The organism is Mesorhizobium sp. WSM1497, assembly GCF_001672455.2.
GTDB lineage: Bacteria > Pseudomonadota > Alphaproteobacteria > Rhizobiales > Rhizobiaceae > Mesorhizobium > Mesorhizobium ciceri.
Genome location: NZ_CP021070.1, coordinates 634,937 through 660,377, shown reverse-complemented (window position 1 = coordinate 660,377; position 25,441 = coordinate 634,937). Strand labels below are relative to the sequence as shown.

Annotated in this window: 29 protein-coding genes; 12 read left to right on the top strand and 17 right to left on the bottom strand. The window is 63.4% G+C overall.

All coding sequences use genetic code 11. The features are described from left to right. Positions 1–10: 10 nt before the first annotated feature. Positions 11–1,606: a DHA2 family efflux MFS transporter permease subunit gene (locus tag A9K65_RS03155; RefSeq protein ID WP_024502091.1), complete on the top strand. Its 1,596-nt coding sequence runs from the start codon at positions 11–13 to the stop codon at positions 1,604–1,606. Positions 1,607–1,779: 173 nt separating this feature from the next. Here the strand turns inward: A9K65_RS03155 and msrB are convergent, their stop codons facing one another. The 4 genes from msrB to A9K65_RS03135 all read right to left on the bottom strand — a co-directional run bounded on the left by msrB (position 1,780) and on the right by A9K65_RS03135 (position 4,539). Beyond that, positions 1,780–2,283 carry a peptide-methionine (R)-S-oxide reductase MsrB gene (gene msrB, locus A9K65_RS03150; protein WP_013528493.1) on the bottom strand — a complete coding sequence of 168 codons (504 nt, stop codon included), beginning with the start codon at positions 2,281–2,283 and terminating at the stop codon, positions 1,780–1,782. A gap of 212 nt (positions 2,284–2,495) precedes the next feature. Beyond that, complete coding sequence (locus A9K65_RS03145) at positions 2,496–3,053, bottom strand: fasciclin domain-containing protein (protein ID WP_013528492.1); 558 nt, start codon at positions 3,051–3,053, stop codon at positions 2,496–2,498. Between the two features lie 221 nt (positions 3,054–3,274). After that, on the bottom strand, positions 3,275–4,003 hold the full coding sequence (locus tag A9K65_RS03140) for an anti-sigma factor (protein ID WP_013528491.1): 729 nt from the start codon (positions 4,001–4,003) through the stop codon (positions 3,275–3,277). Then, complete coding sequence (locus A9K65_RS03135) at positions 4,000–4,539, bottom strand: sigma-70 family RNA polymerase sigma factor (protein ID WP_013528490.1); 540 nt, start codon at positions 4,537–4,539, stop codon at positions 4,000–4,002. Before A9K65_RS03135 ends, A9K65_RS03140 begins: the two co-directional genes overlap by 4 nt. 152 nt (positions 4,540–4,691) lie before the next feature. On the opposite strand from A9K65_RS03135, the gene A9K65_RS03130 reads away from it, so the two are divergent. Together A9K65_RS03130 and argB are read left to right on the top strand one after the other, a co-directional pair. Further along, the gene (locus A9K65_RS03130) at positions 4,692–6,191 is read left to right on the top strand and encodes an amidase (protein ID WP_064992790.1); all 1,500 of its coding nucleotides are present in this window, start codon (positions 4,692–4,694) and stop codon (positions 6,189–6,191) included. Positions 6,192–6,294: 103 nt separating this feature from the next. Beyond that, on the top strand, positions 6,295–7,188 hold the full coding sequence (argB, locus tag A9K65_RS03125; RefSeq protein WP_013528489.1) for an acetylglutamate kinase: 894 nt from the start codon (positions 6,295–6,297) through the stop codon (positions 7,186–7,188). Positions 7,189–7,196: 8 nt separating this feature from the next. Here argB and bchE read toward each other — a convergent pair whose 3' ends face one another. Both bchE and A9K65_RS03115 read right to left on the bottom strand, forming a co-directional pair. Beyond that, positions 7,197–8,765, bottom strand: a complete 1,569-nt coding sequence (bchE, locus tag A9K65_RS03120; RefSeq protein WP_064992791.1) for a magnesium-protoporphyrin IX monomethyl ester anaerobic oxidative cyclase — start codon at positions 8,763–8,765, stop codon at positions 7,197–7,199. Positions 8,766–8,882: 117 nt separating this feature from the next. Continuing rightward, on the bottom strand, positions 8,883–9,359 hold the full coding sequence (locus A9K65_RS03115; protein ID WP_027040109.1) for an Lrp/AsnC family transcriptional regulator: 477 nt from the start codon (positions 9,357–9,359) through the stop codon (positions 8,883–8,885). Between the two features lie 136 nt (positions 9,360–9,495). Here A9K65_RS03115 and phhA point away from each other — a divergent pair, with 136 nt between their 5' ends. Continuing rightward, positions 9,496–10,332 (top strand): phenylalanine 4-monooxygenase, encoded by an 837-nt coding sequence (gene phhA / locus A9K65_RS03110; RefSeq protein ID WP_064993022.1) that lies wholly within the window; start codon positions 9,496–9,498, stop codon positions 10,330–10,332. Between the two features lie 122 nt (positions 10,333–10,454). On the opposite strand, the gene A9K65_RS03105 is transcribed toward phhA, so the two are convergent. The 3 genes from A9K65_RS03105 to A9K65_RS03095 form a co-directional block, all read right to left on the bottom strand. Continuing rightward, complete coding sequence (locus A9K65_RS03105; RefSeq protein WP_064992792.1) at positions 10,455–11,894, bottom strand: GMC family oxidoreductase; 1,440 nt, start codon at positions 11,892–11,894, stop codon at positions 10,455–10,457. Continuing rightward, positions 11,891–12,067, bottom strand: a complete 177-nt coding sequence (locus tag A9K65_RS03100; protein WP_013528484.1) for a hypothetical protein — start codon at positions 12,065–12,067, stop codon at positions 11,891–11,893. Before A9K65_RS03100 ends, A9K65_RS03105 begins: the two co-directional genes overlap by 4 nt. 194 nt (positions 12,068–12,261) lie before the next feature. After that, positions 12,262–13,023: a GGDEF domain-containing protein gene (locus A9K65_RS03095; protein WP_013528483.1), complete on the bottom strand. Its 762-nt coding sequence runs from the start codon at positions 13,021–13,023 to the stop codon at positions 12,262–12,264. 160 nt (positions 13,024–13,183) lie between these two features. Between A9K65_RS03095 and A9K65_RS03090 the strand changes: the two genes are divergently transcribed. Beyond that, on the top strand, positions 13,184–13,897 hold the full coding sequence (locus tag A9K65_RS03090; RefSeq protein ID WP_013528482.1) for a pyrimidine 5'-nucleotidase: 714 nt from the start codon (positions 13,184–13,186) through the stop codon (positions 13,895–13,897). Positions 13,898–14,003: 106 nt separating this feature from the next. Here the strand turns inward: A9K65_RS03090 and A9K65_RS03085 are convergent, their stop codons facing one another. Further along, the gene (locus tag A9K65_RS03085) at positions 14,004–14,849 is read right to left on the bottom strand and encodes an LOG family protein (protein WP_084015519.1); all 846 of its coding nucleotides are present in this window, start codon (positions 14,847–14,849) and stop codon (positions 14,004–14,006) included. A 142-nt stretch (positions 14,850–14,991) separates the two neighbouring features. On the opposite strand from A9K65_RS03085, the gene dapD reads away from it, so the two are divergent. The 4 genes from dapD to A9K65_RS03065 all read left to right on the top strand — a co-directional run bounded on the left by dapD (position 14,992) and on the right by A9K65_RS03065 (position 17,438). Further along, complete coding sequence (gene dapD / locus A9K65_RS03080; protein ID WP_064992794.1) at positions 14,992–15,846, top strand: 2,3,4,5-tetrahydropyridine-2,6-dicarboxylate N-succinyltransferase; 855 nt, start codon at positions 14,992–14,994, stop codon at positions 15,844–15,846. Between the two features lie 72 nt (positions 15,847–15,918). Further along, complete coding sequence (locus tag A9K65_RS03075; RefSeq protein WP_013528479.1) at positions 15,919–16,281, top strand: DUF805 domain-containing protein; 363 nt, start codon at positions 15,919–15,921, stop codon at positions 16,279–16,281. Next, positions 16,274–16,651 carry a DUF805 domain-containing protein gene (locus A9K65_RS03070; protein WP_024502086.1) on the top strand — a complete coding sequence of 126 codons (378 nt, stop codon included), beginning with the start codon at positions 16,274–16,276 and terminating at the stop codon, positions 16,649–16,651. The genes A9K65_RS03075 and A9K65_RS03070 overlap by 8 nt, the downstream gene beginning before the upstream one ends. Before the next feature lie 13 nt (positions 16,652–16,664). Beyond that, the gene (locus tag A9K65_RS03065; RefSeq protein ID WP_064992795.1) at positions 16,665–17,438 is read left to right on the top strand and encodes a hypothetical protein; all 774 of its coding nucleotides are present in this window, start codon (positions 16,665–16,667) and stop codon (positions 17,436–17,438) included. Here A9K65_RS03065 and A9K65_RS03060 read toward each other — a convergent pair. Next, positions 17,341–18,381 (bottom strand): 2-dehydropantoate 2-reductase, encoded by a 1,041-nt coding sequence (locus tag A9K65_RS03060; RefSeq protein ID WP_084015521.1) that lies wholly within the window; start codon positions 18,379–18,381, stop codon positions 17,341–17,343. The two genes, A9K65_RS03065 and A9K65_RS03060, sit on opposite strands and share 98 nt — an antisense overlap. A gap of 127 nt (positions 18,382–18,508) precedes the next feature. On the opposite strand from A9K65_RS03060, the gene dapE reads away from it, so the two are divergent. After that, complete coding sequence (gene dapE / locus A9K65_RS03055; RefSeq protein WP_064992797.1) at positions 18,509–19,702, top strand: succinyl-diaminopimelate desuccinylase; 1,194 nt, start codon at positions 18,509–18,511, stop codon at positions 19,700–19,702. 5 nt (positions 19,703–19,707) lie between these two features. Next, complete coding sequence (locus tag A9K65_RS03050) at positions 19,708–20,343, top strand: transporter (protein ID WP_064992798.1); 636 nt, start codon at positions 19,708–19,710, stop codon at positions 20,341–20,343. Here A9K65_RS03050 and truA read toward each other — a convergent pair. The 5 genes from truA to def all read right to left on the bottom strand — a co-directional run bounded on the left by truA (position 20,310) and on the right by def (position 23,616). Next, complete coding sequence (gene truA, locus A9K65_RS03045) at positions 20,310–21,080, bottom strand: tRNA pseudouridine(38-40) synthase TruA (protein ID WP_064992799.1); 771 nt, start codon at positions 21,078–21,080, stop codon at positions 20,310–20,312. The genes A9K65_RS03050 and truA overlap by 34 nt on opposite strands. A gap of 121 nt (positions 21,081–21,201) precedes the next feature. Then, positions 21,202–21,708, bottom strand: coding sequence for an N-acetyltransferase (locus A9K65_RS03040; protein ID WP_013528472.1), 507 nt, complete (start codon positions 21,706–21,708; stop codon positions 21,202–21,204). Further along, positions 21,705–22,658 carry a methionyl-tRNA formyltransferase gene (gene fmt, locus A9K65_RS03035; RefSeq protein ID WP_064992800.1) on the bottom strand — a complete coding sequence of 318 codons (954 nt, stop codon included), beginning with the start codon at positions 22,656–22,658 and terminating at the stop codon, positions 21,705–21,707. Before fmt ends, A9K65_RS03040 begins: the two co-directional genes overlap by 4 nt. A 116-nt stretch (positions 22,659–22,774) precedes the next feature. Continuing rightward, the gene (locus A9K65_RS03030) at positions 22,775–23,038 is read right to left on the bottom strand and encodes a hypothetical protein (RefSeq protein ID WP_013528470.1); all 264 of its coding nucleotides are present in this window, start codon (positions 23,036–23,038) and stop codon (positions 22,775–22,777) included. 47 nt (positions 23,039–23,085) lie between these two features. Further along, the gene (gene def / locus A9K65_RS03025) at positions 23,086–23,616 is read right to left on the bottom strand and encodes a peptide deformylase (protein ID WP_064992801.1); all 531 of its coding nucleotides are present in this window, start codon (positions 23,614–23,616) and stop codon (positions 23,086–23,088) included. A gap of 103 nt (positions 23,617–23,719) precedes the next feature. Between def and A9K65_RS03020 the strand changes: the two genes are divergently transcribed. Further along, on the top strand, positions 23,720–24,991 hold the full coding sequence (locus tag A9K65_RS03020; RefSeq protein ID WP_063169730.1) for a DNA recombination protein RmuC: 1,272 nt from the start codon (positions 23,720–23,722) through the stop codon (positions 24,989–24,991). 20 nt (positions 24,992–25,011) lie between these two features. Here A9K65_RS03020 and A9K65_RS03015 read toward each other — a convergent pair whose 3' ends face one another. Further along, entirely contained in the window at positions 25,012–25,416 is a 405-nt protein-coding gene (locus tag A9K65_RS03015; RefSeq protein WP_013528467.1) for a GFA family protein, read from the bottom strand. Between the last annotated feature and the right edge of the window lie 25 nt (positions 25,417–25,441).

The following is a 25,441-nucleotide window of genomic DNA, read 5'->3' as shown; positions in this document are numbered from 1 at the left end:
GAGCAATGCCATGGCAACCGCAACCCTGACAGCAGGAGCGCCGCCGGCGAGGCCGGCTGTGCCTGACACCATTTCGACGCGGCGCGTCATCGCCTTCCTGGCGATGGTGTTCGGCATGTTCATGGCCATCCTCGACATCCAGATCGTCTCCGCCTCGCTGTCGGAGATCCAGGCCGGCCTGAGCGCCAGCTCCGACGAAATTCCGTGGGTGCAGACCGCCTACCTGATCGCCGAAGTGGTGATGATCCCGCTGTCCGGCTTTCTCAGCCGGATGCTGTCGACGCGCGTGCTGTTCACCATCTCGGCGGCGGGCTTCACCGCGGCCAGTGCGCTGGCGGCGACCGCCACCAACATCGACCAGATGATCGTCTACCGCGCCGTCCAGGGCTTCATCGGCGGCGGCATGATACCGAGCGTCTTTGCCGCTGCCTTCACCATCTTCCCGCCCTCGCGCCGCGCCGTCGTCTCGCCGATGATCGGCCTCGTGGCGACGCTGGCGCCGACCATCGGCCCGACCGTCGGTGGCTATATCAGCCATGCCATGTCCTGGCATTGGCTGTTCCTGGTCAACGTCGTGCCCGGCATCCTGGTGACAACGGCGGCCTGGACGCTGATCGACTTCGACAAGCCCAACCTCAAGCTGTTCAGCAAGTTCGACTGGTGGGGCCTCGCCGGCATGGCGGCTTTCCTGGGCTGCATGGAATATGTGCTCGAGGAAGGCCCCAACAATGACTGGCTGCAGGACCAGGGCGTCTTCATCTGCGCCGTCGTCATGACCGTCGGCGCGGTCCTGTTCTTCTGGCGCGTATTCACCGCCGAGGAGCCGATCGTCGACCTGAAGGCCTTCACCAACATCAACTTCGCCTTCGGCTCGCTGTTCTCGTTCGTCATCGGCATCGGTCTCTACGGCCTGACCTATCTCTACCCGGTGTTCCTCGGGCGCATCCGCGGCTACGATTCGATGATGATCGGCGAGGCTCTGTTCGTCAGCGGCTTGGCGATGTTCTTCACCGCGCCGATCTCGGGCATCCTGTCGAACAAGATGGACCCGCGCCTGATGATGATGATCGGCTTCTTCGGCTTCGCCACCGGCACCTGGTGGATGACGCATCTGACCGCCGACTGGGATTTCTATGAGCTGCTCATCCCGCAGATCCTGCGCGGCTGTTCGATGATGCTGTGCATGGTTCCGATCAACAACATCGCGCTCGGCACCTTGCCGCCCGAGCGGCTGAAGAATGCGTCCGGCCTGTTCAATCTCACCCGCAACCTTGGCGGTGCCGTCGGCCTTGCGCTGATCAACACCGTGCTGATCGACCGCAACGCCTTCCACTACGCAAGGCTCTCCGAGCATGTGCAATGGGGCAGTGAAGCCGCGCAGACCAAGCTGCAGAACATGACCCGCAATTTCGAGCAGACCCCCGGCCTCGACGCCACAAGCGCTGCGATCTCCAAGTTGTCTGGCATGGTCCAGCAGCAGGCGGCGCTGCTGTCCTTCATGGACGTGTTCTTCATGCTGACGGTGCTGTTTGCGACGCTTGGCCTGTTCACCATGCTGATCCGCAAGCCGGCCGCACCGGGTGGCGGCGGCGGTGGGGGGCACTGATACGGAGCAATTCCAGGAAAAGTGCGCAGCGCTTTCCCTTGGAGATTGCGACAAGACAAAGATACGTGGGCAGCGGTTTCGGGAAGCTCCTCCAGTCCATGCCCGAAAAGCTCTGACCGCGCAAAAAACTCCGGGCCGCAAGCCCGGAGTTTTTTGCATTCCAGTCTATGGACTCAGGCCGTGGCGGGTTTGAAGGTCAGCGCGACGCCGTTGATGCAGTGGCGCAGGCCGGTCGGCGCCGGACCGTCGTCGAAGACATGGCCGAGATGGCCGCCGCAGCGGCGGCAATGTGCCTCGGTACGCGTCATGCCGAGCGACCTGTCCACGGTCGTGCCGATCGCCTTGGGGATCTCTTGCCAGAAGCTCGGCCATCCGGTGCCGGAATCGAATTTCGTCTCCGACGAATAGACCGGCAGGTCGCAGCCGGCACAGGCGAAAATGCCCTTGCGGTGTTCGTTGAGCAGCGGGCTGGTGCCGGGGTACTCCGTGCCTTCCTTGCGCAGCACGTCGAAGGCGGCCGGCGACAGGATGGCTTTCCACTCGGCGTCGGTCTTGACGACCTCGAAGCTCTCGGCCGCTTGTGCTGCCTGCGGATCGCCCATGCGCAGCATCGTTGCCGCGGCCCCGATCACGCCGATGGCGGCGGCACCGCTCAAAAGAAAGTCGCGACGGTTCATGACCAGTTCCTCCTGATGTCCTTTTGCCAAACTACACCGCCGCGCGGAAATCAAAAGCCGGTGACGGTAGCCCCTCGAACGAACACTCCGCGCCCTCCCACATCCGAATGCAGGCGGGCGCGAAGTGCACGGGCCAATTGCGGATCACGGGAGCGGGATCGTGCAATCGACGGAGGGTCCTTGCCGTCAGTTCGCCGGCAGCAAGCCCCTTGTTACATCTTGGGCAAAAGAACCTTGTCGATGACGTGGATGACGCCATTGGACTGTTCGACATCGGCGATCGTCACATTGGCGACATTGCCGTTCTCGTCGGTGACCGTGACCTTGCCGCCGTCGGCCTTGAGCGACAATTCGCAGCCGCCGACCGTCTTGACCTTGTGGGTGCCGCCGTCAGCCTTGGCCATCGCGGCGACATCTGCTCCCATCGCCTTGGCGCCGATGACATGGCAGGTCAGGATCTTGGTGAGCTTGTCCTTGTTTTCGGGCTTGAGCAGCGTCTCGACCGTACCGGCCGGAAGGGCTGCGAAGGCTTCGTTGGTCGGCGCGAACACGGTGAACGGACCGGCGCCCTGCAGCGTCTCGACAAGGCCGGCGGCCTTCACGGCGGCGACCAGGGTGGTGTGATCCTTCGAGTTCACGGCGTTCTCGACGATGTTCTTGTTGGCATACATGGCGGCGCCGCCAACCATCGGGTTTTCGGCGTAGGCGGCGGTGGCAAGGGCCGAAACGGCGATCGTACCGGCGAGCAAAAGGGTGGCGTATCTACGCATGATGTCGAACTCCTCGGGTTTTTCTCTTCCCATTTTTGGGGACGCGAGGAGATACGGAACAAACTCGCCCGAGTTTCAGAAATATTGTGATTTTTGATTTTATCCATGGCGCAGAGGGATTTCCCGAGCCATCGGCCGCCTGCCGACATGCTGTCTATGGGCATGTTCAGCGAAGGATAGACTTATGATAGTCTGTTGTGATTTTTCAGGTGAAGAGCCGGTCAGATGCTCTTCAGGTCGCCAGCGGCAACCACCGGTCCGGTCGGCTGTCCGGTCGGCGAACCGCCCGACGGCTCGAGGCTGACGGCAAGCACCGCGCCCTGGGCAAGTTTCTGATGGGCCGCCGGCGAGACGATAATATGCGCCGTTGCACCTGCCGGAATGACGCCCATCGAGACCGGCGGGTTCTTGCCCTCGATCATCCACAGCTCGAAGTCCTTGCCGGAAGCACGCTCACCGGAGACATGCGACAGGCCGACTTCGTGATGCGCGGCGTCGTAGACGGCAAGATATTTGACGTCGCTGCCTTCGGCGGCCAGCGAAGCGACGAGTCGCGCCTGCGGCTGCTCGACCGGTGGGTTGAGAATGGGCACGGCGATGTAAATCGCCAGTGCCGCAACCGCGGCTGCGGCAAGGCCGCGCCAGAAGGCCAGGCTGGACCACAGGCCGCCGCGCACTTCGGCGGGCCTGCTCACCGCGGCAGCGGTAGCGAACAGGCGGCGGTCGACCGCGGTCTTCACCGAAACCGGCGGCTCGACTTCCCGATAGGCGGCGGCAAGCGGTGAGAGACTGACCTCCCAGTCCTCGACAAGACGGGCGAAAGCCGTATCCGCATCGATGCGGCGAGAGACGATCTGGCGTTCGTCGGCATCGAGCACGCCGAGAACGTACTCGGCGGCGAGCAGGTCGTCGCCTCCACGTTCCGGTCCTGTGTCTTCTGCCAGCGTCATCTTTCCAGGCATTCTCTGAGTTTCAACAGGCTGCGGCGCAGCCATGTACGCATCGTGTTCAGCGGCACGCCATGGCGCTCCGCCAGTTCGGCATAGCTCTCGCCCTTGAGATAGGCGCCCCGGACGGCTGCTGCCCGGTCCTTCTCCAGCTCATCGAGACAATGGTGGATACGTTCGGATTCGTCGCCCGCCACCGCCATCGCTTCAGGCCCCGGCGCCGGATCGGCCACGTCGAGCGCGGCATCGATGTCGGCGGCGGGTTTGCGCCGCGCTCTGATGCGATCGATCGCATGATTGCGCGCGATTGCCACCAGCCAGGAGATCGGGCTTAGATCGGAAACAGCAAAACGGTCGGCCTTCGTCCATATCTTGACGAAGACTTCCTGCAGCGCTTCTTCCGCGTCTCCCCGGTCGTTCAATACACGAAGACAGACGCCAAAAAGTTTCGCGCTGGTCTGCCGGTAAAGCAGATCGAACGCGGCCCGATCCTTCATCGAAGTCCGAACGATCAGCTTGGTGATGTCCTGCGGCGTCATTGCAGGCAAATTAGGCGATTGCCATGTATTTGCAACGACGGAAATAACCTTGTGCACGCCTAAGCTTTTGTGTGTCGCCGGCCCGGATCCGTCGATCGATTGCCAATGGAATTGCCACTGGCTAGCTTGCCTTCATTGATGGGGGAGCGCGCATGTCGGTCGAACGGATCCTTTGGGAAGAAGATGCCACCGGCCTCGCCAATCTGGTCCGCAAGGGCGAGGTTTCGGCCGTCGAACTGACCGACGCCGCGATTGCCCGCGCCGAGGCCACCCGTCCCGACATCAATGCCACGGCCGAACCGCTCTACGATGCTGCCCGCGCCCGCGCCAAGACCGTCGACCCCTCGCTGCCGCTGGCTGGTGTTCCCTTCGCCATCAAGGATCTTGGCATCGCCATCAAGGGCGTGCCGACGCATGGCGGCAGCCGCATTCCGGCATGGCTGGCCGACGTCAATTCGGCGCTGACCGACCGCTATCTCGCTGCCGGACTTATCCCGATCGTCACCTCGACATCGCCGGAGCACGGGCTTCGATTGATGACCGAATCAAGGGCCTTTGGCATCACCCGCAATCCGTGGAACACCGGCCATACCAGCGGCGGCTCTTCGGGCGGTTCGGCAGCACTGGTCGCAGCCGGCGTCGTGCCGGTGGCGCATGCCTCCGATGGCGGCGGCTCGATCCGTGTGCCTGCCGCCTGCACCGGACTTGTCGGCCTGAAGACGTCGCGCGGCCGTACACCGCTGACGCCCCTGGTGAGCGAAAGCTGGTACGGCATGGTCGTCGACCATGCGCTCACCCGTTCGGTGCGCGATTGCGCGCTGCTGCTCGACCTGACCCACGGGCCCGATCCTCTGTCGCCCTATGCCGCGCCGCGGCCGAAAGGCACGTTCGCGGCTGCCGCCGCGCGCGATCCCGGCAAGCTCAGTCTGGCCGTGTACCGCAAATCGCCGCTTGGCCTGCCGATCTCGGACGAGACGCTCAAGGCGCTCGACACGGCGGTGGCGCTTGCCCGCGAGGGCGGCCACACGGTCGAGGAGATCGACTTGCCCTTTATCGGCCGCGATTTCTTCGCCGATTTCTGCAGGACGGTTGCCTCCGCCGTCGCTGGCACGATGCGGGCCGAAGCGCTGCGCGTCGGCCGTTCCGTTGCCGGCGACATCGAGCGGGCCACGCGCGTGCTCGCCCGCTTCGGCGAACTGGTGTCGGCCGGCGAGACCTATGCCGACCTGCAGCGGCTGCATGCCGCCTCACGGCGGCTGATCGCAGAGACCGCGCAGTATGACGCCGTGCTGATGCCGATCATTGCCCACCCGCCGCTTGCCTGCGGCGCAATGGATCCGAAAGGCGCCGACGACCTCATCGAGAACCTGCTCGACAAGCTTCACCTGACGCCCTTGCTGAAGCTGAAGCCGTTCTTCGGCCAGTTGATGGACAAGAGCCTCTGGTTCACCCATTGGCCGGCGATCCAGAATGTCAGCGGCCAGCCATCGATCGCCCTGCCGGTCCATGTCACCGACGCCGGCCTGCCGATCGGCGTCCAGGCTGCCGGCCGTCCGGGCGACGAGGAGACGCTTTTGTCGCTCGCCGCGCAGATGGAGAAGATCTCGGGTTGGCTGGGTCGCAGGGCGCCGCTGATGGTGCCGACACGATGACGAGGTCGTGAAGCGCTCGAATATGACAGCAAAGCCATTTGCGGGCGGCGCCAATTCCCGCTAAGACGCCGCCGTCCTTACCGATCTCCAGGGAAAAAAGCCGATGACGGAAATAACCGCCACCGCCGAAATGCAGGCAGCCCTGTTGTCGCGGGCGCTGCCCTACATGCAGCGCTACGAGCACAAGACGGTCGTGGTGAAATATGGCGGCCATGCCATGGGCGACATCGAGCTCGGCAAGGCCTTCGCGCGCGACATCGCGCTGCTCAAGCAATCCGGCGTCAACCCGATCGTCGTCCACGGCGGCGGCCCGCAGATCGGCGCCATGCTGGCCAAGATGGGCATCGAATCCAAGTTCGAAGGCGGCCTGCGCGTCACCGACCAGAAGACGGTCGAGATCGTCGAAATGGTGCTGGCCGGTTCGATCAACAAGGAGATCGTCGCGCTGATCAACGCCGAGGGCGAATGGGCGATCGGCCTGTGCGGCAAGGACGGCAACATGGTGTTCGCCGAAAAGGCCCGCAAGACCATGATCGATCCGGACTCCAACATCGAGCGCGTGCTCGATCTCGGCTTCGTCGGCGAGCCGGTCGAGGTCGACCGTACCTTGCTCGATCTTCTGGCACGCTCCGAAATGATCCCGGTGCTGGCGCCGGTGGCGCCGGGACGCGACGGCCACACCTACAACATCAACGCCGACACCTTCGCCGGCGCCATTGCCGGCGCCTGCCAGGCGACGCGCCTGCTGTTCCTCACCGACGTGCCGGGTGTGCTCGACAAGAACAAGAAGCTGATCGACGAACTGACCGTGGCCGAGGCCAAGGCGCTGATCAAGGACGGCACGGTCTCGGGCGGCATGATCCCCAAGGTCGAGACCTGCATCGAAGCGATCGAGCGCGGCGTCGAAGGCGTCGTCATCCTCAACGGCAAGACCCCGCATGCGGTGCTGCTGGAACTGTTCACCGAACATGGCGCCGGCACGCTGATCGTGCCCTGAGGGGCTCGTCAGCCGGCTAACTTTCTCGCCTCGGAATCTTCAATATTGTCGATGGTGGGAATGGCGGGCTTTCTGGCCGGGCGTCGAACGGACATCGATTCCTCCTCGGCGTCCTGCGGCGCGCCCCAGAATTCGGCCAGCGTCGGGCCGTCTTTCACCCTGATGTCGCGGACCAGAAAGCCCCAGACCTCGCGGAACCACACGCGGCGGCCCATCTGTGTGTACCAGCGCATCGAATGGCGCTGCTCGGGATCCTTGTGGAACAGGATGCGGGCCAGCGCCTTCGGCCGCGATTGCACCGCCAGCTCGATCAGCTTGACGCTGAAGAACAGCATCCACGGCTTCAGCCGCGTCATCTGCAGCACCTGGTGCTTGTAGTCCCACAGGCGCGCATCCTGCTGGATCACCTTGCGATCCCGCGCGATGCGGAAGAACGGCGTCCAGCGATGCGGCGTCACATAAAGCGCCTGGATCTGGTCGGGGTCGTAGGCGATGAGTTGGCGAAAGCCGCGCCACAGGTCGCGAAACCCTTCGTCCTCGAAGCCGGACACCCAGGTCGCCATAGACAGGATGCCGCTGAGACGCAGCAGCCTTATCGCCTCGCGATCGGATGAGGTGCTGCCGCCCTTGCGGATCAACTGAAGCGTCTGCTCGTCGGTGTTTTCCATGCCGAGCAGCCAGCGGATGACACCGGCCTTGCGGTAGAGATGCAGGATGTCGGCATCGCGCACGATGTCGTCGGCACGGGTCGAACCGACGATCAGCACCGGCACGTTCTCGGTGATCAGGGCATCGAGGAAGGCCCGCCAGGCTTTCTTCGAGACCGTCGGATTCTCGTCGGCGAGATTGATGAGCTCGACGCCATGTTGGCGATGCAGCCATGCGATCTCCCTGGCGAATTTCACCGGATCGCGATGCCGCCAGCGGGTCCAGAAGCCGCGCTGGCCGCAATAGTTGCACAGATGCGGACAGCCGCGCGAAAACTGCATGACCACGGCCCGCTTGCCGCCCCAGTAGCTGTAACTGGTATGGTCGATCAGTTCCCAGCCGACGCGGTAGGCGTCGAGGTCGGCAATGGTCATCGCCGCCTGTGTGGCGAAGGGGCGGCTGAGATCGTCGCGATAGGCGATGCCGGCCACGCTCGCCGGCGGCTGGCGCATTTCCAGCCCTTCGACCAGCGCCACCACCGTCGCTTCGCCCTCGCCGCGCACGATGAAGTCGAAGGCATCGGTAGCGGCCAGGATGTCGCGCCAATGATAGGTCGGGAAAACGCCGCCATAGATGATGATGGTCGCCGGCTCGCGCTCCTTGATCATGCGCGCGATCGCCAAGGCGGTCGGATGCGCCGAGGTCGAGCCGGAATGGCCGATCAGGACGAAGTCGGGGTGGTCCTCCAGTGCGCTGCGCACGACGTCATCGAGCGGCATAGGCCCGAACTCGGCGTCGACGAGGCGCACCTGATGGCCGGCATCGATCAGCGGCCCGCCGATCGCCAGCAGGCCGATCGGCGGCAGGTGATCGTCGGGCACGCGGCTGCCGATGGCGGTGTGCGGCGGATTGATCAGGACGATTTTCATGGCGGACCTCCTGGGCAGTTGGCCCGCACAAGCTGGCCGGCGATGTGGACACGCGCTTGGCCCGTTTCAGCAGTTTGCGTGCAGCTTTTCCTCAAGGAGTGCGAAGGGCAGGCATTGTCATCGCCTGAGATGCCCGAGCGGCACATGGCCCGGGCCCTTGATGTTCTGCAGCACCAACTGCGTGTGGACGTCGCGCACGCCGTCGAGCCGCATCAGCCGGTGCATGACGAAAGCGTTGAGCTCGTCGACCGACGGCACCATGACATGCAGCAGAAAGTCATGGTCGCCGGTCATCGTCCAGCACGAGGAAACCTCGTCCATGCGCTGCACGGCGGCGATGAAGCTTTCGGGCGAGCCGTCGCTGTGGCTGACGAGGCGCACCTGGATGAACACCTCGACCATCAGCCCGACAGCGCGGCGGCTGATCACGGCGGCAAATCCCTTGATGATGCCGGCCTCCTGCAGCGCCTCGAAGCGCCGCGCGCATGGTGTCGTCGACAGGCCGATCTCTTGCGCCAGTTCGGAAACCGGCTTGCGCCCGTCGCGCTGCAGGACATCGAGCATCTTGATCTCGAAATCATCGAATTGAGGCATTTCCACTCCTTCCTGGGAATTTATGAGTGAATATTATCCCGATTTCCGAATTCGAACCATCATCAAAACCGATTCGCCTCCGCAAACCCGCTTAACCTTCAACACGTCGGCCATTTGCTTTGCGAGGAGAAAAACCATGACGACGATGAGCGTTGCCGAATACGCCCGCGACTGCGCGGCGCAAGGATTGCGCGGCGACTACTCGGTCTGCCGTGCCGATTTCACCGTGTCGCAGGGTTACGATTACAGCGATGAAGAGCAGGCGGTGTGGCGCACGCTGTGCGACCGCCAGACCAGACTGACGCGCAAGCTCGCCCACCATTCCTACCTCGACGGCGTCGAAAAACTCGGCCTGCTCGACCGTATTCCCGACTTCGACGAGGTCAGCGCCAAGCTGCGCAAACTGACCGGTTGGCAGATCGTCGCGGTGCCGGGGCTCATTCCCGCGGCTCCGTTTTTCGACCATCTCGCCGATCGCCGCTTCCCGGTCACCAACTGGCTGCGGACCAGGCAGGAGCTCGACTACATTGTCGAGCCCGACATGTTCCATGATTTCTTCGGCCATGTGCCGGCGCTGTCGCAACCGGTGTTCGCCGATTTCATGCAGATGTATGGCGAGAAGGCCGGCGACATCATCGCGCTGGGTGGCGACGAGATGATTTCCCGGCTCTACTGGTACACGGCCGAATATGGCCTGATGCGGGAGGCCGGCCAGCCGCTGAAGGCCTTTGGCGCCGGCCTTATGTCGTCGTTTACCGAGCTGCAGTTCGCCGTCGAAGGCAAGGACGCCCACCACGTGCCCTTCGACCTGGAAACGGTGATGCGCACCGGCTACGAGATCGACAAGTTCCAGCGCGCCTATTTCGTGCTGCCGTCCTTCGATGCCTTGCGCGATGCCTTCCAGACCGCCGATTTCGCGGCAATCGTCGCCCGGCGCAAGGACCAGCCGGCGCTCGACCCGGCGACGCTCTAGAGCAATTCCAGGAAAAGTGTGAAACGGTTTTCCGTCCGGAATTGCGTCAAACAAAGAGTTAGAGCGGATCGCCGTTCCGTGAAACGGTGAACTGCCCTAGGCAGCATGCTGCCCTGCAGCCGTCAGGCGGTGACCACCTTGCTGAGATGGTCGCCCAGCCGGCAGGCCAGCGCAGTGATCGTCGTCGTCGGGTTGCATTGACCCGACGTGCAGAACACCGAGGAGCCGCCGACATAGAGATTGTCCATGCCGTGCACCTTGCAGTTGGCGTCGACCACGCTCTTGCTGATGTCGGTGCCCATGCGCGTGCCGCCCATATGGTGATGGCCCGCCGTCTCGTCGTTGGTCGGATAGTCCTGACCATTGCTGATCCAGTCGGCAATGCGCACGCGGCCGAGATTCTTCTCGATCAGCGTTGCGCCGAACAGTCTGAGCCCTTCGAGAAGGGTGCGATGTTCCAGTTCGGATTTCTTCCAGTGCAGTTCGATGCGCGGCACGCCGGCATGGTCGACATCGGTCTTCGACAACTCGATCTGGTTGGAGGCCAGCGGCGCCTGTTCCCAGGCGACGTAGAGCTGGGCCGCGCAGCGCAGTCTCTGACTGAGCTGGTAGGACATCCATTCCGCCATGCTGGGCGCCGTGCAGGCGAGGTCGGCGATAAGGCTCTTGACGCCGGGATACGGCGTCTCGATCAGCCGGATGCCGAAATTCATGATCTGCAGCCGCTCCATGGCGGCGAGTGTCGGCGAGAAGAAGGCCTCGTTGACGGCGTCGACCTCGAACGCGTTATAGTCGGCCAGGATGGCGTTGCCGCCCTCGAAGGTCGGATGCTCCATCCAGTAGCGGCCAAGCGCAGTTGCATTCGGCACGACGCCGCCGTTCGAGCGCTGGTTGGACCACAGAAGCAGCCGCGAATTCTCCAGCCCACCGGTGCAGACGATGAAATAGTCAGCGCTGAACGAGCCCGCATCCTGTCCGTGCGACCACAGCCTGGCGCCAGTCACGCGTCTGCCGTCGCCGGCAAGTTCGGTGGCACAAGTGTTGAGCGCCACCGCGATGTTCGTGGCCTTGTCGAGTTCATCGCCGAACTTCTCGGCTAAGCGCACGGCCGGGCTCTTGATCAGCTGCACCCAGCGAATGTCGTCCGAGATCGGCATATCGGGCCGGAGGGCCGGAAGGTCGAGAATATCGCGCACTTCCGGCAGATAGGGTTCGATGTCGGTGCGGGCGATCGGCCAGCCCGTATCGGGTACCCAGGCCTTCGGCTCGAAATCCTGCTTGTCGAGCACGCGGCACCAGCCTGCCCAGTGGTTGGAACTGCCCCCCATGAACCGCAGCCGGGTGATGTCGAGATCGAAATAGAAATCCCCGACCGTGCTGCCCCGGTAAAAGTCCTGCGAGTCGTCGCTGAATTCGCGCGGACCGGCCTCCATCACCACCACCGGAATGCCGGCCGCGCCAAGCTTGCGGGCAATGGTCATGCCGGCCGGACCGGAGCCGAGGATGCAGACCTTCGGGGTGAAGTTCGCAGCGCGATACGCCTCGTAGCTGTCGAAGATCATGCCAGGTCGCTCCGCTTCAGGATCCAGCCACCGACCTCGACGATCTCGTTCGGGTCGGGCTTTGGACCGGCGGCATCGGCATCAGGCAGCTTGCGGAACAAAGACAGGGCAGGCAATGCGATCAACGCCTGCACGAGCGCGCGGCGTGACATTTTCTTGATGATGAAACTCATGGCTGGTCTCTCGGCTGGGCTTCGGCACTGCATGGCGTTCCCAGAACGGCAATTCCCGGAACGACACATGCATCACCGTGGAAGCCAGTATCGTGCCAAGTCTGGCCGCAAAGCAGTGAAAACCCGGCTAAGCGGTACAACCGAGTGCAAACAAGGTTAGAGTTTTCTTAACAGGCCGGTTGCAGCAGATCGGATCACGCCGCCTCGGAAATGCCGGTGTCGATGATCGTCAGGTTACGGCCCTGGTGCTTGGCCTGGTAGAGGCGTCGGTCGGCGGCGCGCATCAACTCCGACACGCTGGCTTCCTCGCCGCAGACAGTACCGCCGATGCTGACCGTGAGCGGAATGGTCCGCTCGTCGACGGGCCGGAAGCGGATCAGCTCGACTTCGCGGCGAATGCGCTCGGCGACGCGCTTGGCCTCCTGCTCGGTGGCGCCAACCAGAAAGGCGCCAAATTCCTCGCCGCCGATGCGGCCGAGCACATCGCCGCTGCGCACGCCGCGCTGAATCGCGCTGGCGATCAAAAGCAGCGCGTCATCGCCGGTCAGGTGGCCGAAATTGTCGTTGATGGTCTTGAAGTGGTCGGCATCGATGATCAGCAGCGCGCCGCGATCGGACTTGCGGCGCGAACCGTCGAGCGCGGCAAAGAAGCTTTCCCGGTTGAGCATGCCGGTCATGTCGTCGCGGCTCGCCTTTTCCGCCAGGCGGCGATGCGCGGCGGCGAGCTGGGCATGGGCTCGGGCGAGATCGCGATGCGCGTTTTTCAGCCTGTCGCTTTGCCAGAAAGTGCTTGCGCTGGCGGCCCACGCCAGCACCAGCGGACAGAGCGTGGAGGTCAGCCAGATCGTCCGGTTGACCGGAAATCCCATGGCCGGAACGATGATCAGGGTCAGCAGGAGAGAGGCCGCGACTGAGGCGAAAGCAACGGCGGCGGATCTCAGAATTATGCTGTTCATCGCTTGCTCCCACAAGACTGCCTCTCTGCCAGCAAGCCCTGAAGGCCACCTTTCCCAGATGCCTAAAATTTGAATCGTGAGACGATTTACGCAACCTCAACGAGCAGAAGTTGTGGATAAAGTCGCTTTCGGAATGCGCGTTTCATGCCATAAGGAGTCCATGACCACGCTCCCTGACCCCGCCCGCTTCGCCCATGTCACCGACTGGGTCTTCGATCTCGACAACACGCTCTATCCGCACCATTCGAATCTGTTCTCGCAGATCGACGTCAAGATGACCGCCTATGTCGGCGAACTGTTGGCATTGCCGCGCGACGATGCACGCAAGTTGCAGAAGGAGCTCTACCGCGAATATGGCACGACGCTGAACGGCCTGATGACACGCCACGGCATCGACCCCGACGATTTCCTCGAGAAGGTCCACGACATCGACTATTCATGGCTGGTGCCCGATCCCGTTCTCGGCACCGCCATCCGCCAGCTTCCCGGCCGCAAGTTCATCTTCACCAATGGCGACCGCAGGCACGCCGAGCGCACCGCGCGCCAGCTCGGCATCCTCGACCATTTCGACGACATCTTCGACATCGTCGCTGCGGGGCTCAATCCCAAGCCGGCGCGCCAGACCTACGAGAAGTTCGCCGAACTCCACGCCGTCACCGGCCACAATGCGGTGATGTTCGAGGATCTTGCCCGTAACCTTTCGGTGCCGAAGTCGCTCGGCATGACCACGGTGCTGATCGTGCCGCGCAATTTCGAGCCGACCTTTTCCGAGATATGGGAGCGCGACCCGGCCAATGAGGATGATGTCGATTTCGTCACCGACGATCTGGCGGGGTTTCTGACGGCGATTGTGGAGAGGGGCGAGGGGAAATGAAGAAATGATGAAATGACGAATTGGGGATCGATCCGAACGCAGAGCCGCTTCAATTCTTCACTTCCCCAATTCCCCAATTCCCCTATTCCCCTACTCCCCTACTCTCCTACTCTCCTAACTTATAGAACCGGCTGATAATCCCCCACGCCTCATCCGCGGTGTCGACGAAGTCGATGATGTCCTGATCACCGGGGCTGATCGTGCCCTGCTCGGCGAGGAAATCGAGATCGATCGCCCGCTTCCAGAAGGATTTGCCGAACAGGATCACCGGCACGCGCTCCATGCGCCCTGTCTGGATCAGGGTCAGCGTCTCGAAGAATTCGTCCATCGTGCCGAAGCCGCCCGGAAACACCGCGACCGCCTTGGCGCGCATGACGAAATGCATCTTGCGGATAGCGAAATAATGGAAGTTGAAGCAGAGCTCCGGCGTCACATAGATGTTCGGCGCCTGCTCGTGCGGCAAGACGATGTTGAGGCCTATCGACGGCGCGCCGACATCGTCGGCGCCGCGGTTTCCCGCTTCCATCACGCCAGGCCCGCCGCCGGTCACCACGACATATTCGCGGTAATAGGAGGTAGCCGATTGCTGCGAGCAGAGGCGGGCGAATTTGCGCGCTTCCTCGTAGTATTTGCTGTTCTCTTCGAGGTTCTTCTTCTGCGTCTCGTTCTTGGCCGCCCAGGCCCCGCCGCCGGGTTCCGGCAGGCGCGCACCGCCGAACAGGATCACCGTCGAGCGGATGCCGCGTTCGGCTAGGATCATTTCCGGTTTCAGGAGTTCGAGTTGCAGCCTGACCGCGCGCAACTCGCGCCGCGTCATGAAGTCGGGATCGTTCCAGGCGAGCCGGTAGGTTTCGGCACGCGTCTGCGGCGTGTCAGGCACGCTCTTCGACCGCTCCAGATCCTCGTCCGAATGCGGCAGCGGCGTCCACCCCGCCTTTTCCATAGGAGTCATAACTACCCGTCCAATTCCCTTAACTGCGCCGTCCCGTGACGCACACGCGATTGACCCCCATTAAGCCTTAACATAGGGTCCGCGCGACTTTCAAAACAGGTTAAGGCTCAGCCCCTTAACAGCTTGGTAATGGAGCGAATTCATGTCGAAGCCCGATCTGGCGAGCCTCGAAAAGACCATCGAGAAGGCCTTCGAGGAACGCGATGCGATTTCGACTGCGACGCGCGGCGAAACGCGCGATGCCATCCAGTCGGCGCTTGACCTGCTCGACCGCGGCGCCGTCCGCGTCGCCGAGCGGCAGTCCGACGGCAAGTGGCATGTCAACCAGTGGCTGAAGAAGGCCGTGCTTTTGTCCTTCCGGCTCAACCCGATGGAGATCATCAAGGGTGGTCCCGGCGAAGCGACGTGGTGGGACAAGGTGCCGTCGAAATTCGATGGCTGGGGCGCTGTCGATTTCGAAAAGGAGGGCTTTCGCGCCGTGCCGGGGTCGATCGTGCGTCGCTCGGCCTATATCGCGCCGGGCGCCGTGCTGATGCCGTCCTTCGTCAATGTCGGCGCCTATGTCGATACAGGCACCATGATCGACACCTGGGTCGGGGTAGGCTCCTGTGCCCAGATCGGCAAGAACGTGCATCTTTCCGGCGGCGTCGGCATCGGCGGCGTGCTGGAGCCGATGCAGGCAGGTCCGACCATCATCGAGGACAATTGCTTCATCGGCGCGCGCTCGGAAGTGGTCGAGGGCTGCATCGTGCGCGAAGGCTCGGTGCTCGGCATGGGCGTCTTCATCGGCCAGTCGACCAAGATCGTCGACCGCGCCACCGGCGAGATTTTCTACGGCGAAGTGCCGCCGAATTCCGTCGTCGTCGCCGGAGCGATGCCGGGCAAGCCCTTTCCGAACGGCGAGCCGGGTCCGAGCCTCTACTGCGCCGTCATCGTCAAGCGCGTCGACGCCAAAACCAGGTCCAAGACCTCGATCAACGAATTGCTGCGCGATTGATCTTTGCGCAAAGCGGGCGCACCTTCCGCCGGCGCGACAATCGGTCGCGCGGGTTCATCATGGAGGGGTGACATGGACTGGAAGTATCTGCTCACAAGTTTTGACGGTCGCATCAACCGTGGCAAGTTCTGGGCCGCGATTGGCGTTTTCATCGTCATTGGCATCGTTGCCTTTATTCTCGATGCGATCCTCGGTACACGCATCACCACGGCCAGTGGCGCCCAGATCGGCATCATCGGCATTCTCATCGCTCTGGCCTCGATCTATTTCGCACTCGCAGTCTACGCCAAGCGCTGGCATGATCGCGGCAAGTCGGGCTGGTGGAGCCTGATCATGCTGGTGCCATTGATCGGCCCGATCTGGTTTCTGGTGGAATGCGGCATTCTCGAAGGCGCCAGGGGCGCCAATCAATATGGACCGGACCCGCTTGCCTGACAGATCAGATCTCACCTGGCTTTTCTTCAAAACCTCGGGCCGCGTCAGTCGCGCGGCCTATTTTCTTGGCGGGTTGCTCGTCGCCATCATCCAGGCCTTCCCGCTCTACCGCTTCACGCTGGTGCCGGAAGGTTCGGCCGAGAGCAACATGTGGTCGTTCATCTTCTTCGTCGCCTTCATCGCCTCGCTGTGGTCGAACATTGCCCTGGCGGTCAAGCGGCTGCACGATTTGGACAAGCCGGGCATTGCGGCGCTGATCTTGTTCGTGCCGGTGGTCTCGATCGTGGCCTTCCTTGTGTTGTGCCTGTTTCCGGGGCAGCCTGGACCCAACCGCTACGGCCGGCGCACCAACGAGCCAGCACAACCCTGAGGTTCGATCGGACATGCGCTACCGTACGCTTGATCCGAAACTGATCATCGAGACCGCAGAACGGCTGGAGACGCGCGTTGCGGAGCGTTTCCCCGATGCCGGCCTGCGCGGCGTTGCCGCCGAACTGGTCTCGCTGTCGCGCGACCTGGCACAGGGCGCCAAGGCCCTGGAAGCGCCGATCTGGTGGCTGCGCGGCCTCATCGTCGCCGCTGTCGTTGCCGGCGCACTGATGTTCATCTTCGTCGGCACCGTCCTGCCATTCGACCGCATTTCCAAACCCGGTGATGCCGTCCAGTCGGTGCAAGGCATCGAAGCTTCGCTCAACATGTTCATCCTCGCCATTGTCGGATTTCTCGCCTTGATCCGCTCCGAGGAGCGCATCAAGCGCAAGCAGGTCTTTCGCCAGCTGCATGGCCTGCGCTCGCTGATCCACGTCATCGACATGCACCAGCTGACCAAGGATCCGGCGGCGCTGTCGGCCGATTTCAAGCCGACGTCGCATTCGCCCGCCCGCATCACCAATGCCGCCGACCTGGCGCGTTACCTCGACTATTGCTCCGAAATGCTGTCGATCACCGGCAAGATCGCCGCATTGTTCGCGCAGTCGGTCAATGACGACGTGGTCATCGACGGCGTCAACGACATCGAGAACCTGGCGTCCAACCTGTCGCGGAAAATCTGGCAGAAGATCACGTTGATCGACGGCCGGCCGGTGCAACAATCTGCTCCGGCGCCAGGCTCGGCGAGCCAAGCCGCTCCGCTTCCGCCGCGCGCACCAAGGCGATGATCCGCTGAACCGTCGGCACGGGCGTGCCGGCCTTCCCCGCCAGCCGCAAGATGGCACCTTGCAAGTCGTCGATCTCCGTCGGCCGGCCGCGCTGAAGATCGTCCCACATCGACGAGCGCGCCTGCGGGTCGATCGCCAGCATGCGCCGCGCCAAGAGCTTGAACAGCCAGTCCGGCAGCCTGAGCACTTTCGGCAGCAGCGCCGGCCGGAGGCCGGCGATCCGCGCCGGCTCGATGCCGGACGCTTTCAGCGCCGTCAGCGCCTCGTCGATCTGGCCGGCCAGGATCAGCCGCCAGCGTCGGTCGGCCAGTTCGGTTGCCAGCGGCAGGCCGGAAAGCGCCACCAGCGCGTTGTTCAGATTCATCAGCAGCTTACCCCACAGCACCGCCTTCATGTCGCCATGCGCTTCAACCGCAAACCCTTCGACGCCAAGCAGGCCGACCAGGCCGGCATCGCCATCCTCGACCATCACCTTGCCGTCGCTGGCGCGGTGCACGCGCAGCGGCAGCTCGCCGTCCGGCGACTGCACCACATTGAACGGCACCATGCCGGCCAGCACCGTTCGCCGGCCAAGTCCGGCACGCAGCCTGTCGGCATTGTCGACACCGTTCTGCAGGCTGATCACCACGGCGTCGGGCCGGGCATGAGCTTTGATAAGATCCGCCATGTCCTGAGTGGCGCCGCTCTTGACCGTGACCAGGATCACGTCCGCCTGCGGCAGGGTGGCGGCCGGATCGGTGGTGACGGCAAGCGCCTCCGGCTTGATCGAGCGATCGCGGCCCTGGAGGTCGCTGACCCGCAATCCACCCTGCCGCAACGCTGCCTCGATGCGCGGCCGGGCCAGCAGAATGACCTTTCGGCTGGCCAGCGCCAGGCAGCCGCCGGCATAGCAGCCGATGCTGCCGGCACCGGCTGCGACGATCCGTTTGTCCTTGTCTGCCATCCTGTCGCCCGCGCCGGGTCGCAACTATACGACATGAAAACCATAATATCGGCGGTATCGCCAGCCATGAGGCTGGCCCCTATGTCTGGCCGTGACAGGCCCTGCGCTTTCGACTATCGCTTTTGCCATGACGCTGCCGACCGATCCTGCCGAAAACCTCGCCGCCCTTATCCGTTGCGCTTCGGTGACGCCCGCTGAGGGCGGTGCGCTGACCGCGCTGGAGACGATGCTCAAACCGCTCGGCTTCCTGGTCGATCGGCCGGTGTTTTCCGAAGACGGCACGCCCGATATCGAAAACCTCTATGCAAGGCGTTCCGGCAATGGCCCGCATCTGATGTTCGCCGGCCACACCGACGTGGTGCCGGTCGGCGACGAAGCCGCCTGGACGCATCCGCCCTTCGCCGCCGAGATCGCCAATGGCGAGATGTATGGCCGCGGCGCCGTCGACATGAAGGGCGGCATCGCCTGTTTCATCGCCGCCGTGGCGCGCCATGTCGAGGCCAATGGCGGTCCGAAAGGCTCGGTCTCGCTGCTGATCACCGGCGACGAGGAAGGCCCCGCGATCAACGGCACGGTCAAGCTGCTCGAATGGGCGGCTTCCAGGGGCGAGAAATGGGATGCCTCTGTCGCCGGCGAGCCGACCAACCCGGATGCGCTGGGCGACATGATCAAGATCGGCCGCCGCGGCTCGATGTCCGGCGCCGTCACCGTCAATGGCCGCCAGGGCCATGTCGCCTATCCCTTGCTTGCCGACAATCCGGTGCGCGGGCTGATGAGCCTGGTCGATGCCTTGCTGCATCCGGTTTTCGACAAGGGAACCAGGGATTTCCAGCCGACCAATCTGGAGATCACCTCCATCGATGTGGGCAACCCGGCCACCAATGTCATCCCGGCCAAAGCGACCGCGACCTTCAACATCCGCTTCAACGACACCTGGACGGACGAGACCCTGCAGGCCGAAATCCACAACCGGCTCGACCAGGCGGCCAGGCGCAAGAAGTACCGGCAGGGCAAGAAGACGCCGGTCGACTACGAGCTCGTCTGGCGCGACCGGCCGAGCCATGTCTTCCTGACCCGTGACGACAGGCTGATCGAAACGCTGCGCGGCTCGATCAAGTCGGCGGTCGGCAAGGAGCCGACGCTGTCGACCTCCGGTGGAACCTCCGATGCGCGTTTCATCAAGGACTATTGCCCGGTGGTCGAGTTCGGGCTGGTCGGCAAGACCATGCACATGGTCGACGAGCGCGTCGCCATTGCCGACCTCGAGACGCTGACGCAAATCTACCAGCGCTTCATAGAAGACTGGTTCGGACAGGGCTGAACAGCATGCTTTCGGCGGACGAAACCCAAGCTTCGCTGACGGGCGCCTGGCGATTGATGCTCGGCAGAGCCGACGGCCTGCGCCTGCTCGACCTGTCGGCCGACGGCTTCTGGAATTCCTTCTTCGCCATTGTCGTTGCAGCACCGGCGCTGATCGTCGGCTGGGTCGGCATCGCCAACGAAATCGGCGATCCCGACGCCTTCGCGGGGCGCTTCAGCATGCTGGTGCGCCTGGCGACGGTCGACATCGGCTCCTGGGTGCTGCCGCTGGTTGCGCTCGCTTTCATCGCGCCGCGCGCCGGCATAGGCGGCCGCTTCGTCCACTACGTCGTTGCCAGCAACTGGGCTTCGGCCATCACCGCCTGGCTGATGCTGCCTTCGGCGCTGATCCGGCTTTTCCTGTCGTCCGCAAGCCAGGTTTCGAGCCTTGTGTCGCTGTTCCTCTTTGCCCTTTCTATGGTGCTGACCTGGCGCATGACAAATGCCACGATGGGCAGGGGCGCAGCGGTCGGCACGGCCGTTTTCGTCGGCATGTTCATTGCGTCGCTGCTGGTGCTGTTCGCCCTGCAGACGTTGCTCGGCATCACCGTCCCGGACGATGTCGGAGTTCAGAGCCTTTCCGGGCTCGTCTCGATCGGATAATCGACACCGGTGAGAAACAGCCCGTCGGGCGGCGCCACCTGGCCGCAGGCGGCGCGGTCGCGCGCCTCGAGCGCTGTTTTCAGGTCGGCCGTGCTCCAGCCGCCGTCGCCGACACGCTTGAGCGAGCCGACCATCGAACGCACCTGGTTGTGCAGGAACGAGCGCGCCGAAGCCCTGACCTCGATCATGTCGCCTTGTCGGCTCACATCGAGCCGTTCCAGCGTCCTGATCGGGCTGTTGGCCTGGCACTGGGTCGAGCGGAAGGTGGTAAAGTCATGCCGTCCGAGCAGGACCTTTGCCGCTTCGTGCATGGCGCCGGCGTCGAGCCGCTTCGGCACCCACCACACCTTGCCCTTGTCGAGCGCGGCCGGCGCGCGGCGGTTCAGGATGCGGTAGAGATAGTGGCGGCCAATGGCCGAGAAGCGGGCGTCGAAACTGTCGGAGACCACCGTCGCTTTCAGGATGGCGATGCGCGCCCCGGCCGCCTGCAGATGGGCGTTGACGGCATCGCGCACCTTGTCGCTCGGCCACGCCTTGACGAGGTCGACATGCGCCACCTGCGCGGTCGCATGCACGCCGGCATCGGTGCGGCCGGCGGCGCGCAGCCTGATCGCTTCGCCGCAGAATTTTTCGATCGCCTGCTCGATCGCCTGCTGCACCGAAGGCTGATCCGCCTGGTGCTGCCAGCCGGCAAACAGGCTGCCGTCATATTCGATGTCGAGGCGAAAACGCGGCATTTGCGGCTAGAGCTCTCGCCTCGAGCAATTCCAGGAAAAGTGTGAAACGGTTTTCCGTTCGGAATTGCGTTAAAACAAAGAGGAGTGCAGTTCGCCGTTTCCGTGAAAACGGCGGACTGTTCTACGCGGCGAGAGCGGTGAAGGCGGAGGCGTAGACCAGCCTGCCTGCTTCTGGCGCGTCACCCCAGGCCAGCGCCTGCAGCGCTTCGCCCTGATACTCGCTTTCGAAGTTCTCGGCACGCGTGTGGCTATAGCCGAAACGCCCGTAATAGGTGGGGTCGCCCAGCACCACGGCCAGCGTCTCACCACCATCCTTGAGGCGGATATGCGCCTCGCGGATCAGCGCGCCGCCAATGCCGCTGCCATGGAACGAGGGCTCCACCGCCAGCGGCGCCAGCGCCACGGCCGCGAAGGTCTTGCCGCCATTCTGGACGAACAGCCGCGAAAACAGGATATGGCCGACCACCTGGCCGTCCTCTTCCGCAACCAGTTCGGCAACCGCGTCGCCGCCGGTCACCAGCGCGTCGACCAGACCGGCCTCCGCCTGTTGGCCGAAAGCGTGTTCCTCGACGAGGCGGATGGCCTCGCGATCCCGCGGCGTTGCCGCGCGTATCGACATCATGCTCATGAGAATTTCAGTCCTTTTTCGATCTTGGCCCCGCGCAGGAATTCCGACGCGGCAGCGGGCTTTCCGCCCGCCCGTTGAACTTCGACCAGCCTGATCGCGCCTGCCCCGCAGGCGACCGTCAGCCGGTCATCGAGAATTCCTCCCGACTCGCCCAAATCTTCCGAAGGCGACAGGCCTTGCGACAGCGTCGAGCGAAGCAGTTTCAGCCGCTCCTGGCGGCCGCCAATTCCTATCTCCGACCAGGCGCCTGGAAAGGGCGACAGGCCACGAATATGATTGTGGACCTCACTTGCCGAGCGAGTCCAGTCCACGCGAGTCTCGGATTTATCGATTTTCTTGGCGTAGGTCACCCCATCCACAGCTTGTGTGGTGAATGTCAGGGTGTTCCCTTCCAACCGCGCCAGCGCTTCCACCATCAAGGCAGCACCGACACTCATCAACCGATCATGCAGATCGCCGGCTGTCATATCGGGTTCGATGGCGCACTTTTCAACCAGCCCGACCGGACCGGTGTCCAGGCCCTCTTCCATGCGCATCACCATCATGCCGCTTTCCAGGTCACCGGCCATGATGGCGCGCTGGATGGGGGCGGCGCCGCGCCAGCGCGGCAGAAGCGACGCATGGCCGTTGATGCAGCCGAGCCGGGTTGCCTCTAGAACCGCCTTTGGCAGCAGCAAGCCATAGGCGACGACCACCGCCACATCGGCCTGCAAGGCGCGAAAAGCGGCCTGTTCGGCCTCGCCTTTGAGCGAAACCGGCGTCCGCACCTCGATGCCCAGTCGCTCCGCCTCGCGCTGCACCGGCGACGGCGTCAGCTCCAGCCCGCGTCGTCCGGCAGCGCGCGGCGGCTGGGTATAGACGACTGATATCTCATGGCCAGCCTCGGCGATCGCGCGCAAGGTCGGCACCGAAAACTCCGGCGTACCCATGAAGATGACGCGAAGGGGCATTTTTTCTTCCGGTATCCTGTCTTCTTGCTCGCGCAGTGTGCCGGCTCAGGCATCCGCTTCAAACGGGTTTACGAGCTTCAGGTCAAGGCCGTCGAAGTCGCGGGACGACCGTCGCGCTATCTTTCCGCTTCGATCTTCTCCATGATTTCCGCGTATTCATCGCCAATTGCGCTTTCAGATACGAAAGCCGAGCGAATTGCAGCCCACGCCGAGAGGCTCGACTCCTCTCGGGCCGGCCTCTCCGCAACTATGCCTTTGCGCAGAAGGCCGATGGCCTTGTCCGAGACGCTCTGGCCGACCTCGCGCGCCGCCAGTTCGATCTCGCGCTTCAAAGGCTCAGGAATGTCCCTGATCAGCATGTCGACCGTCGGCATCTCCATTTGGTGGCAATCCTGCCGACAATAGGCCTGGAGGGGACTCCCGTACCTTATCCCGCGAGCTTGCCCGGCGCCTTGTCCCTGGCGAGCTTCTTGAATTTCTTTACCACCATGTCGCGCTTCAGCTTCGAGATGTGATCGATGAACAGGACGCCATTGAGGTGGTCGATCTCGTGTTGCAGGCAGGTCGCCATCAACCCCTCGGCCTCTATCTCCTGCAATTTGCCGTCGCGGTCGAGATATTTGACCCGCACGGCGGCGGGGCGTTCGACCTCGGCGTAATAATCCGGGATCGACAGGCAGCCTTCCTCATAGACGGAGCGCGCGTCGGCGCTCTCCAGGATTTCCGGATTGATGAAGACATGCGGCGCCGGCGTCTCGTCTTCCTTGGCGAGATCGATCACCAGCAAGCGCAGCGGCTCGCCGATCTGGATTGCCGCCAGCCCGATGCCCGGCGCATCATACATGGTCGCCAGCATGTCGTCGGCTAATTTGCGCAAAGGCGCGTCGACACGCTCTACGGGCTTGGAAACCTGGCGCAGGATGGGGTCGGGAAGGATGATGAGCGGCTTGATCGGCATGGCGTTCCACCTAAGACCTCCAGCGAAACGCGTCAACCGGTTGGCATCAGGCGCGTTCACGTTTTGATCTGTGCTATCGCGGCGAATCGTCTATGCTGTCCACATGAATGATTTGAGCACCATCCTTTCGGAGCCTGTCGCCCGGCTTGGCGCCACAACGATCACGCTCGGCCATGCGCTGGCCTTCGGCGTTTTGCTGTTTCTGGCCCTGTTCGTGGCGCTGGTCATTGCGTTGTGGCGGTCGGCCAAGGCGCGCGCTGTGGCGGCCGCGGAAGCCGCCGATCATGCCCGCGATGCGGAAGTGCGGATGGCCGGCATTCTGCAAAGCCAGGCCGAAATGCAGGGCCGCATGGGCGCCATTGCGGAAGTGTTCGGCGCACGGCAGGCGGAGCTGACGCAATCGATCGGCCAGCGCCTCGACGCCATGACCGGCCGGCTCGGCCAGACCATGACCGAGCAGACCAAATCCACGCATGAGAGCCTGGCCAAATTGCAGGAACGGCTGGCGATCATCGACGTCGCGCAAGGCAACATCCAGTCGCTCGCCGGCCAGGTCGTGCAATTGCAGGCGATCCTCTCGAACAAGCAGACGCGCGGCGCGTTCGGCCAGTCGCGCATGGAGGCGATCGTTGCCGACGGCCTGCCGCACGGTGCCTATGAGTTCCAGGCGACGCTGTCGAACGGCAGCCGGCCCGACTGCCTGGTGAAGATGCCGAATGGCGCGCCGTCGCTGGCCATCGATGCAAAATTTCCGCTGGAAGCCTGGAACGCCATCCGCGCCGCCGATGGCGCCGATCTGCAAAAGGCAGCTTCGCAGGCCTTTCGCCGCGACATCGAGATCCATGTCCGCGATATCTCGGAAAAATACCTGATCCAGGGCGAGACGCAGGACACTGCCTTCATGTTCGTGCCGTCGGAATCGGTGTTCGCCGAGATCCACGAGAATTTCGAGGCGATCGTGCACAAGGCGCACCGTGCGCGCGTCGTCATCGTCTCGCCGTCGCTGCTGATGCTGTCGATCCAGGTCATCCAGGCGATCCTCAAGGATGCCCGCATGCGCGAACAGGCGCACCTGATCCAGGGCGAGGTCATCCGGCTGATGGAGGATGTTGCGCGTGTCGATGAGCGGGTGCGCAAGCTGCAGGTGCATTTCGGCCAGTCGGCCAAGGACATCGACGACATACTGGTTTCGACGTCGAAGGTCACCAAGCGCGGCCAGAAGATCGAGGCGCTGGAATTCGGCGCACAGCCCGACGGCGATGCCGCCGTAGACGCCGCGTCACGGGCTCCCGCCGCGAAGGTCGATACCGGCGCGCGCGTTGCCGATTCGAAAACCGGGCAGCTCAGGCTGAGGGTCGTCGAAGGCGACGATTGAGGCGCGGTGCCGGACCGGTGCTACTGCTCCTCCAACGTGGTCATGCCCTGAAATTCAGGCAGCCAGTGCAGCGCCGAGCGGTGCCATTTCTGCTGTGTCGGGATCAAATCCTGGCGCTGCCGCGCGGTCCCCACGCGAATTCCATAGACCTTCGGACCATCTCCGACAGACGTGGCGTAAAGATGCGAACCGCAGTCGGCGCAAAAGGCCTGGGTGCGCTTGGCGCCGCTCGCCACGATCTTGATGTAGATTTTCGGCGTGCCCTTGGTGATGCGATAGTTGCTTTCCGGCGCCGGAACCGTAAGGCGAAAAGCCGTGCCGGTCAGTTGCTGGCAATCCGTGCAGTGGCAGATCGTGGTCTTTTCCGGATCGACCTCCGCCTCGTAGGTGATGGCGCCACAATGACAGCCGCCGTCTATTCTCATCTTCGTTCCTCCAAAGCCCCTTCAA

Coding starts and splice junctions, on each gene's coding strand:
- A9K65_RS03155 (WP_024502091.1), top strand. CDS start 11: ATGGCAACCGCAACCCTGACAGCAGGAGCGCCGCCGGCGAGGCCGGCT.
- msrB (WP_013528493.1), bottom strand. CDS start 2,283: ATGAACCGTCGCGACTTTCTTTTGAGCGGTGCCGCCGCCATCGGCGTG.
- A9K65_RS03145 (WP_013528492.1), bottom strand. CDS start 3,053: ATGCGTAGATACGCCACCCTTTTGCTCGCCGGTACGATCGCCGTTTCG.
- A9K65_RS03140 (WP_013528491.1), bottom strand. CDS start 4,003: ATGACGCTGGCAGAAGACACAGGACCGGAACGTGGAGGCGACGACCTG.
- A9K65_RS03135 (WP_013528490.1), bottom strand. CDS start 4,539: ATGACGCCGCAGGACATCACCAAGCTGATCGTTCGGACTTCGATGAAG.
- A9K65_RS03130 (WP_064992790.1), top strand. CDS start 4,692: ATGTCGGTCGAACGGATCCTTTGGGAAGAAGATGCCACCGGCCTCGCC.
- argB (WP_013528489.1), top strand. CDS start 6,295: ATGACGGAAATAACCGCCACCGCCGAAATGCAGGCAGCCCTGTTGTCG.
- bchE (WP_064992791.1), bottom strand. CDS start 8,765: ATGAAAATCGTCCTGATCAATCCGCCGCACACCGCCATCGGCAGCCGC.
- A9K65_RS03115 (WP_027040109.1), bottom strand. CDS start 9,359: ATGCCTCAATTCGATGATTTCGAGATCAAGATGCTCGATGTCCTGCAG.
- phhA (WP_064993022.1), top strand. CDS start 9,496: ATGACGACGATGAGCGTTGCCGAATACGCCCGCGACTGCGCGGCGCAA.
- A9K65_RS03105 (WP_064992792.1), bottom strand. CDS start 11,894: ATGATCTTCGACAGCTACGAGGCGTATCGCGCTGCGAACTTCACCCCG.
- A9K65_RS03100 (WP_013528484.1), bottom strand. CDS start 12,067: ATGAGTTTCATCATCAAGAAAATGTCACGCCGCGCGCTCGTGCAGGCG.
- A9K65_RS03095 (WP_013528483.1), bottom strand. CDS start 13,023: ATGAACAGCATAATTCTGAGATCCGCCGCCGTTGCTTTCGCCTCAGTC.
- A9K65_RS03090 (WP_013528482.1), top strand. CDS start 13,184: ATGACCACGCTCCCTGACCCCGCCCGCTTCGCCCATGTCACCGACTGG.
- A9K65_RS03085 (WP_084015519.1), bottom strand. CDS start 14,849: ATGACTCCTATGGAAAAGGCGGGGTGGACGCCGCTGCCGCATTCGGAC.
- dapD (WP_064992794.1), top strand. CDS start 14,992: ATGTCGAAGCCCGATCTGGCGAGCCTCGAAAAGACCATCGAGAAGGCC.
- A9K65_RS03075 (WP_013528479.1), top strand. CDS start 15,919: ATGGACTGGAAGTATCTGCTCACAAGTTTTGACGGTCGCATCAACCGT.
- A9K65_RS03065 (WP_064992795.1), top strand. CDS start 16,665: ATGCGCTACCGTACGCTTGATCCGAAACTGATCATCGAGACCGCAGAA.
- A9K65_RS03060 (WP_084015521.1), bottom strand. CDS start 18,381: ATGGCAGACAAGGACAAACGGATCGTCGCAGCCGGTGCCGGCAGCATC.
- dapE (WP_064992797.1), top strand. CDS start 18,509: ATGACGCTGCCGACCGATCCTGCCGAAAACCTCGCCGCCCTTATCCGT.
- A9K65_RS03050 (WP_064992798.1), top strand. CDS start 19,708: ATGCTTTCGGCGGACGAAACCCAAGCTTCGCTGACGGGCGCCTGGCGA.
- truA (WP_064992799.1), bottom strand. CDS start 21,080: ATGCCGCGTTTTCGCCTCGACATCGAATATGACGGCAGCCTGTTTGCC.
- A9K65_RS03040 (WP_013528472.1), bottom strand. CDS start 21,708: ATGAGCATGATGTCGATACGCGCGGCAACGCCGCGGGATCGCGAGGCC.
- fmt (WP_064992800.1), bottom strand. CDS start 22,658: ATGCCCCTTCGCGTCATCTTCATGGGTACGCCGGAGTTTTCGGTGCCG.
- A9K65_RS03030 (WP_013528470.1), bottom strand. CDS start 23,038: ATGGAGATGCCGACGGTCGACATGCTGATCAGGGACATTCCTGAGCCT.
- def (WP_064992801.1), bottom strand. CDS start 23,616: ATGCCGATCAAGCCGCTCATCATCCTTCCCGACCCCATCCTGCGCCAG.
- A9K65_RS03020 (WP_063169730.1), top strand. CDS start 23,720: ATGAATGATTTGAGCACCATCCTTTCGGAGCCTGTCGCCCGGCTTGGC.
- A9K65_RS03015 (WP_013528467.1), bottom strand. CDS start 25,416: ATGAGAATAGACGGCGGCTGTCATTGTGGCGCCATCACCTACGAGGCG.